Genomic DNA, 6,374 nt, shown 5'->3' with positions numbered 1-6,374 from the left:
CGCTGTGGTACCACCCGATCCCATCCCGAACTCGGAAGTGAAACGCAGCTGCGCCGATGGTAGTGTGAATCCTCATGCAAGAGTAGGTCACCGCCAGGGTCTTTTTACCCGCAAACGCCTTCCCATCCGGGAAGGCGTTTGTCTTTGCGCGAAAGAAAAGTGGTCACTAGTGTTTAGCCGTCCATTGGCAACGCGATACAAGGCCGCGCAACACGCTTCGAGCCCGGTTTGCGCGGCCTGTGTACTTTAAGTCAGGCTGCAAAGAAGGCACGCAGGTTCGCTGCTTGCCCGGGCCTGAACGTTGCATCAGCTTCTTGCTACACGACGTGCAAGAATTTGCGATCATCGATGACTTGTTATTCTGAGTGATCCGTATGACGCCCGTCCCCAAGCGCCCACTCGGCGTGCTCCCCTACCTGATCTTCTCTTCGCGCTGGCTGCAGTTGCCGCTGTATCTGGGCTTGATCGTGGCGCAGGCCATTTATGTTGTGCAGTTTGTGCGCGAGCTGTGGCACTTGATCGATGCCACCTTGCTCGGTCATGTGGCCGAAGGTGCTTCCGCTGACAGTGCGGAGACCACCATCATGCTTACCGTGCTTGGCCTGATCGATGTGGTGATGATCTCCAACCTGTTGGTGATGGTGATCGTGGGCGGTTATGAGACCTTCGTGTCCCGTTTGCGACTGGAAGGGCATCCCGATCAGCCGGAGTGGCTCTCCCATGTAAATGCCACCGTGCTCAAGGTGAAGCTGGCCATGGCCATCATCGGCATCTCCTCGATCCATTTGCTCGCGACCTTTATCAAGGCCGACACCCTTAATTCGCAGACGATCATGTGGCAGGTGCTGCTTCACCTGGCCTTTGTGGTGTCGGCGCTGGCCCTGGCGTATATCGATCGCATCATGCAGCCGGTTCATTCCCACGGATGAGCGGCGCGCTGCCTCGACGGTGCATCTTGTTGCTACGCTGGGCTTCATTGCACATGCCAGAGTGAGCAGACGTGGAGCGGCGCTACATCCTTTCGCTGGACCAGGGCACCACCAGCTCACGGGCCATTCTGTTCGATCACGCCGGCACCGTGGTGGGAACGGCTCAGCGTGAATTTGCGCAGATCTTTCCGCAACCAGGCTGGGTCGAACACAATCCCCGGGAAATCCTTACCAGCGTGCTGGTAACGGTCACCGAGCTGCTCGCCAACACGCGCGTGGAGCTGACCGAGATTGCCGCCATCGGCATCACCAATCAGCGTGAGACCACGGTGGTGTGGGATCGCGCCACCGGCGCGCCGATTCACAACGCCATCGTATGGCAATCGCGGCAGAGCCTGGACATCTGCGAACAACTCAAGCGTGACGGTTACGAGCCCTTGGTTCGTGAGCGCACAGGGCTATTGATCGACGCCTACTTTTCTGCGACCAAGTTGCGCTGGATTCTCGATCACGTGGACGGCGCCCAGGAGCGCGCGGAGCGCGGCGAATTGCTGTTCGGCACCATCGACAGCTGGCTCATCTGGAACCTGGGCGGCGGCACCGCGCACGTGACGGATGCCAGCAATGCGGCGCGGACCTTGCTCTACGACATTCACCGGCGACGTTGGGACGACGATCTGCTTCATGCTTTGCGCATTCCGCGCAGCATGCTTCCGCAAGTGCACTCCAGCAGCGAAATCTACGCGCACACCGCGCAAGCGCAGTTCTTCGGCGCGAGCGTGCCCATCGCGGGTGTCGCTGGAGATCAGCAGGCGGCGCTGTTTGGGCAGGCCTGTTTCAACCCGGGCATGGCGAAGAACACCTATGGCACCGGCTGCTTCATGCTCATGCATACCGGCACACAGGCTACGACGTCCAGCCACGGCTTACTCACCACCATCGCCTGGCAATTGGGCGATCGCGTCGACTATGCGCTTGAAGGCAGCATTTTTGTGGCGGGGTCGGTCATTCAGTGGCTGCGCGACGGTTTGCGCATGTTGGGTAAGGCCAGCGATTCCCAGGCCTACGCCGAGCGCGTGGCCTCCAGTGAGGGTGTCTATGTGGTGCCCGCTTTCGTCGGATTGGGCGCGCCCTACTGGCGCAGCGATGTACGCGGTGCCGTGTTTGGGCTTAGCCGAGGTACCAGCAAGGAGCACTTCGTGCGAGCGGCACTGGAGTCGATGGCTTATCAGTCGCGCGACGTCCTCACCGCGATGGAAGCGGATGCCGGTATGGCACTCACCGAATTGCGCGCCGATGGTGGCGCCATTGCCAACGACTTCATGGCGCAGTTTCAAAGCGACATTCTCGGCGTGCCCGTATTGCGACCGCGCGTGCAGGAAACGACAGCCTTGGGCGCGGCTTATCTGGCGGGTTTGGCGGTGGGCTTTTGGCGCGATTGTGCTGAAATTGCCGATCTCTGGCAGGTGGATCGACGCTTTAAGCCGCAAATGCGCGAGGACGAGCGTGCGCAGTTGTATAGCGGCTGGCAGGAGGCCGTGAGTGCCACCATGGGGTTTCGCGTGAGCTGAAACGACAAGGCCTCCGCGAGCGGAGGCCTTTGTGCGTCACCGCGTCACCGCGGCGCCTCAGTCCAGCGGGTAGCCGAACTGCTGATGGAACTCGGCGGAGAACTGCGCGTAATCGAAGCGCTGGTTCTGCGTGCCCGGATGCTCCACCTTCAGTGCACCCATGAGCGACGCCATACGGCCGATGGTCGGCCAATCCTTGCCACCCATAATGCCGAAGATAAGGCCGGCGCGATAAGCGTCGCCGCAACCAGTGGGATCGATCACCTGGCGCTCGCGCGCCGCGGGAATCTCATGCACGGTGCCGTCGGTGTGGATCAACGAACCGCGCGGACCCTGGGTCACGATATAAGCCTTCACACGTGAGGCGATGTCTTCCGCGCCCCAGCCCGTGCGCTGCTGCAGCAGCTGCGACTCGTAGTCGTTGACGATGACGTAAGTGGCCTTCTCGATCATCGAGCGGAACTCGGCGCCATCAAAGAGCGGCATGGCCTGACCCGGATCGAAAATGAAGGGCACGCCGCGCGCATGGAATTCATCCACGTGCTGGAGCATGGCATCGCGGCTGTCCGGCGCCACGATGGCGAAGCTGATCTCCGGGATGTCGCGCACGTGGTTTTCGTGTGCGCTGAGCATGGCGCCCGGATGGAAGGCGGTGATCTGGTTGTTGTCCAGATCCGTGGTGATGAAGCACTGCGGCGTGAACTGGTCTTCGAACTCGCGCACACAGTCCAGGCGAATGCCGCACTTTTCCATGTGGGCGCGATACGGGCCGAAATCCTGGCCTACCGTAGCCACCGGTACCGGATCGGCACCCAACAGCTTCAGGTTGTAGGCGATATTGCCGGCGCAGCCGCCGAATTCGCGGCGCATGCGCGGCACCAGGAACGACACGTTCAGGATGTGCACCTGATCGGGCAGGATATGGTTCTTGAACTGGTCCTGGAACACCATGATGGTGTCGTAGGCGAGCGATCCGCAGATAACGGCAGACATGATGCGAGGATGTTCCCTGGCAGATGAACGGACAGGCCGGTCCGTGGATGGTCCGGGCCGGCTCAAAGTTCCAGATCATACCGGCATTGGGCGTCACCTGCGACTTTCTTGCGATGAAAAGTGGCACAAGGATGATCTCAAAGTGTGCATATCACCGCGTAGGAAAAGGCTTTCTTAACGAGATTGTCCTTGCGAAACGGGGGTTTGCTGACTAGACTGGCCCGCTTACTTTTTAGCCACAGCCGGCGCGCGGCGGACCCATGTTCAAGAAGTTTCGCGGATTTTTCTCCAACGACATTTCAATCGACCTCGGCACGGCCAACACCCTGATTTACGTTCGGGGTCAGGGCATTGTCCTGAATGAACCGTCGGTGGTGGCGATCCGTCAGGACCGCGGCCCGGGTGGCCCGCGTGCCGTGGCAGCCGTCGGCAGCGATGCCAAGAAGATGCTGGGTCGCACGCCGGGCAATATCGCCACGGTGCGCCCGATGAAGGACGGCGTGATCGCCAACTTCTCGATGACCGAGGCAATGCTGCAGCACTTCATCAAGCAGGTGCACAAGTCGCGCATGCTGCGTCCCAGCCCGCGCGTGCTGGTATGCGTGCCCTGCGGCTCCACCCAGGTGGAGCGCCGTGCCATCAAGGAATCGGCCGAAGGCGCCGGCGCCCGCGACGTGTTCCTCATCGAAGAGCCCATGGCCGCTGCCATCGGTGCCGGTATCCCGGTGCATGAGGCGCGCGGTTCGATGGTGCTGGATATCGGTGGCGGTACTTCGGAAGTGGCCGTGATCTCGCTCAACGGCATCGTCTATTCGCAATCCGTGCGCGTGGGCGGCGACCGCTTCGACGAGGCCATCATCAACTATGTGCGCCGCAACCACGGTACGCTGATTGGCGAATCCACTGCCGAGCGCATCAAGCTGGAGATCGGCTGCGCTTTCCCGCAGACGGATGTGAAGGAGATCGAGATCTCCGGTCGCAACCTCGCCGAGGGCGTGCCGCGCATGTTCACCATCAACTCCAACGAAGTGCTCGAAGCACTGCACGAGCCGCTGTCGGGCATCGTGGCCGCGGTGAAGTCGGCGCTGGAGCAGACCCCGCCGGAGCTGTGCTCCGACGTGGCCGAGCGCGGCATTGTGCTCACCGGTGGTGGCGCGCTGCTGCGCGACCTGGACCGCCTGATTTCCGAGGAAACCGGCCTGCACGTGCAGGTGGCCGATGAGCCGCTGACCTGTGTGGCCCGTGGCGGCGGCAAGGCGCTGGAGCTGATCGATCAGCACGGCAGCGACTTCTTCGCTCCGGAATAAGTCACGCGATCAGGGGCGGGTAAACCATGGCGCTCGCGCGCGAGGAATCCTCGCCCCTGTTTGCCGGCACCGCTGCCGGCACACTGCGTCTCATTCTCTATCTTGCGCTGGCCATGGTGCTGATGGTGCTCGACCATCGCAATGGCTGGATCTGGCGCCTGCGATACACCACCTCGGTGCTGGTCGAGCCGGTCTATCGGCTGGCCAGCCTCCCGGCCAACGGCATGCGCGCGCTTAGCGTGGCTTTCGCCGATCGCAGCCGCCTGACCGAACAGAACCAGCGCCTTCGCGAAGATCTGCTGCTGGCCAACGCCAAGCTCAACCGCATGGCGGCTGTGGCAGAGCAGAACCAGCGCCTGAAGGAACTGCTGGATACCCAGCGCAGCCTTGAACTCAATGTGCAGCTGGCCCGCGTGATCGATGTGGACCTGGGCACGGCCCGTCATCGCATGATGCTGAACGCGGGTGCGCGCGATGGTGTGAAAGCGGGCCAGGTGGTGATCGACGCGCACGGCGTGATGGGCCAGGTGGTCGAAGTGATGCCCCGCTCGTCGCTGGTCATGCTGGTGACCGATCCGGACCACGCCATTCCGGTGGTGATCGAACGTACCGGCCTGCGCACGGTGGCCTATGGGTCGCGCGACGGCGACTTGCTCAGCCTGCCCAATATTTCCATGGCGGCTGACGTGCATCCTGGTGACAAGCTGCTGACCTCGGGTCTGGGCGGGCGTTTTCCGCCGGGGTTCCCGGTGGGGGAAATCCGTAGCGTGGAGCCCGCAGGCTCGGGCCTGTTCCTGGAAGGTCGGGCACGGCCCACCGCCGATCTCGATCGCAGCGAAGACGTGTTGTTGCTGCATGACCTCGCCGAGCCCGTGGGGCCGCCCGAGCTGCCAGCGCCAGCCGGGCCGCCGGGTGATCTCGCGCCGCCCACGGCGCCCGCAGCCGCGACTAGTAGCGCCGCGCCTGCGCATACGACGGTGGCACCGCCGGCCGCCGCATCCGCCGCCAGTACGCCGGTGGCGCAGCCATGAACAAGTCGCGTATCAGCCTGCTCTGGTTCGTGGGCACGCTTGTGTTCGCCATACTGTCCATGCTGGTGCCGCTGCCGGCGCCGCTGCAGCCGTTCAAGCCGTATTGGCCCGCGTTGTTCCTGCTGTATTGGGCGCTGGAGGCAGGCGATCAACGGGTGAACCTGGGCTTGGCGTTCTGCATCGGCCTGTGCGCCGACCTGCTGGATGGCGTTTTGCTCGGCGAGCAGGCCATGCGTCTTTGCGCGCTGGTGTTCATCGTGCTGCGCTTTCGCTCGCGCTTGCGGTTTTTCCCGATGTGGCAGCAGACCCTGGCGGTGCTCGCGCTGCTGCTCAATGACCGTGTGCTGCTGTTGATTGTGCGCACCTTTGCCGGTGAATCACTGCCTCCGGCGACCTGGTGGATCTCGCCCTTCGTGGGTGCTGCATTGTGGCCGTTCCTGTTTCTGCTCATGGACGACCTGCGCATGCGTTTGCGCATCCAGTAAGCCGTCATGTCCTTCCATCGACGCTCGATCAAGGATTCCCGGGGCGAGAGCACGCTGT

At 62.6% G+C, this 6,374-nt stretch carries 6 protein-coding genes and 1 rRNA gene; 6 read left to right on the top strand and 1 reads right to left on the bottom strand.

Annotation, left to right across the window (positions count from 1 at the left end):
- The 3 genes from rrf to glpK form a co-directional block, all read left to right on the top strand.
- Positions 1–99: ribosomal RNA gene (gene rrf / locus JHD67_RS20620) — 5S ribosomal RNA — on the top strand; the annotation flags it as partial.
- A 275-nt stretch (positions 100–374) separates the two neighbouring features.
- Entirely contained in the window at positions 375–929 is a 555-nt protein-coding gene (locus tag JHD67_RS20615; protein ID WP_199101039.1) for a TIGR00645 family protein, read from the top strand.
- 71 nt (positions 930–1,000) lie between these two features.
- Complete coding sequence (gene glpK, locus JHD67_RS20610; RefSeq protein ID WP_199101038.1) at positions 1,001–2,500, top strand: glycerol kinase GlpK; 1,500 nt, start codon at positions 1,001–1,003, stop codon at positions 2,498–2,500.
- A 57-nt stretch (positions 2,501–2,557) separates the two neighbouring features.
- Here the strand turns inward: glpK and JHD67_RS20605 are convergent, their stop codons facing one another.
- The gene (locus JHD67_RS20605) at positions 2,558–3,493 is read right to left on the bottom strand and encodes a carbohydrate kinase family protein (RefSeq protein ID WP_199101037.1); all 936 of its coding nucleotides are present in this window, start codon (positions 3,491–3,493) and stop codon (positions 2,558–2,560) included.
- A 260-nt stretch (positions 3,494–3,753) separates the two neighbouring features.
- Between JHD67_RS20605 and JHD67_RS20600 the strand changes: the two genes are divergently transcribed.
- The 3 genes from JHD67_RS20600 to mreD are packed head-to-tail and all read left to right on the top strand — an operon-like array spanning position 3,754 to position 6,316.
- Positions 3,754–4,800 carry a rod shape-determining protein gene (locus JHD67_RS20600; RefSeq protein ID WP_019463564.1) on the top strand — a complete coding sequence of 349 codons (1,047 nt, stop codon included), beginning with the start codon at positions 3,754–3,756 and terminating at the stop codon, positions 4,798–4,800.
- Positions 4,801–4,826: 26 nt separating this feature from the next.
- The gene (mreC, locus tag JHD67_RS20595) at positions 4,827–5,831 is read left to right on the top strand and encodes a rod shape-determining protein MreC (RefSeq protein ID WP_199101036.1); all 1,005 of its coding nucleotides are present in this window, start codon (positions 4,827–4,829) and stop codon (positions 5,829–5,831) included.
- Positions 5,828–6,316: a rod shape-determining protein MreD gene (mreD, locus tag JHD67_RS20590; RefSeq protein WP_199101035.1), complete on the top strand. Its 489-nt coding sequence runs from the start codon at positions 5,828–5,830 to the stop codon at positions 6,314–6,316. The genes mreC and mreD overlap by 4 nt, the downstream gene beginning before the upstream one ends.
- Positions 6,317–6,374 lie beyond the last annotated feature (58 nt).

The organism is Dyella sp. ASV21, from assembly GCF_016428975.1.
Taxonomy (GTDB): domain Bacteria; phylum Pseudomonadota; class Gammaproteobacteria; order Xanthomonadales; family Rhodanobacteraceae; genus Dyella.
The sequence above is the reverse complement of the archived record's forward strand: the minus strand, read 5'-3'. Positions and strand labels throughout refer to the sequence as shown.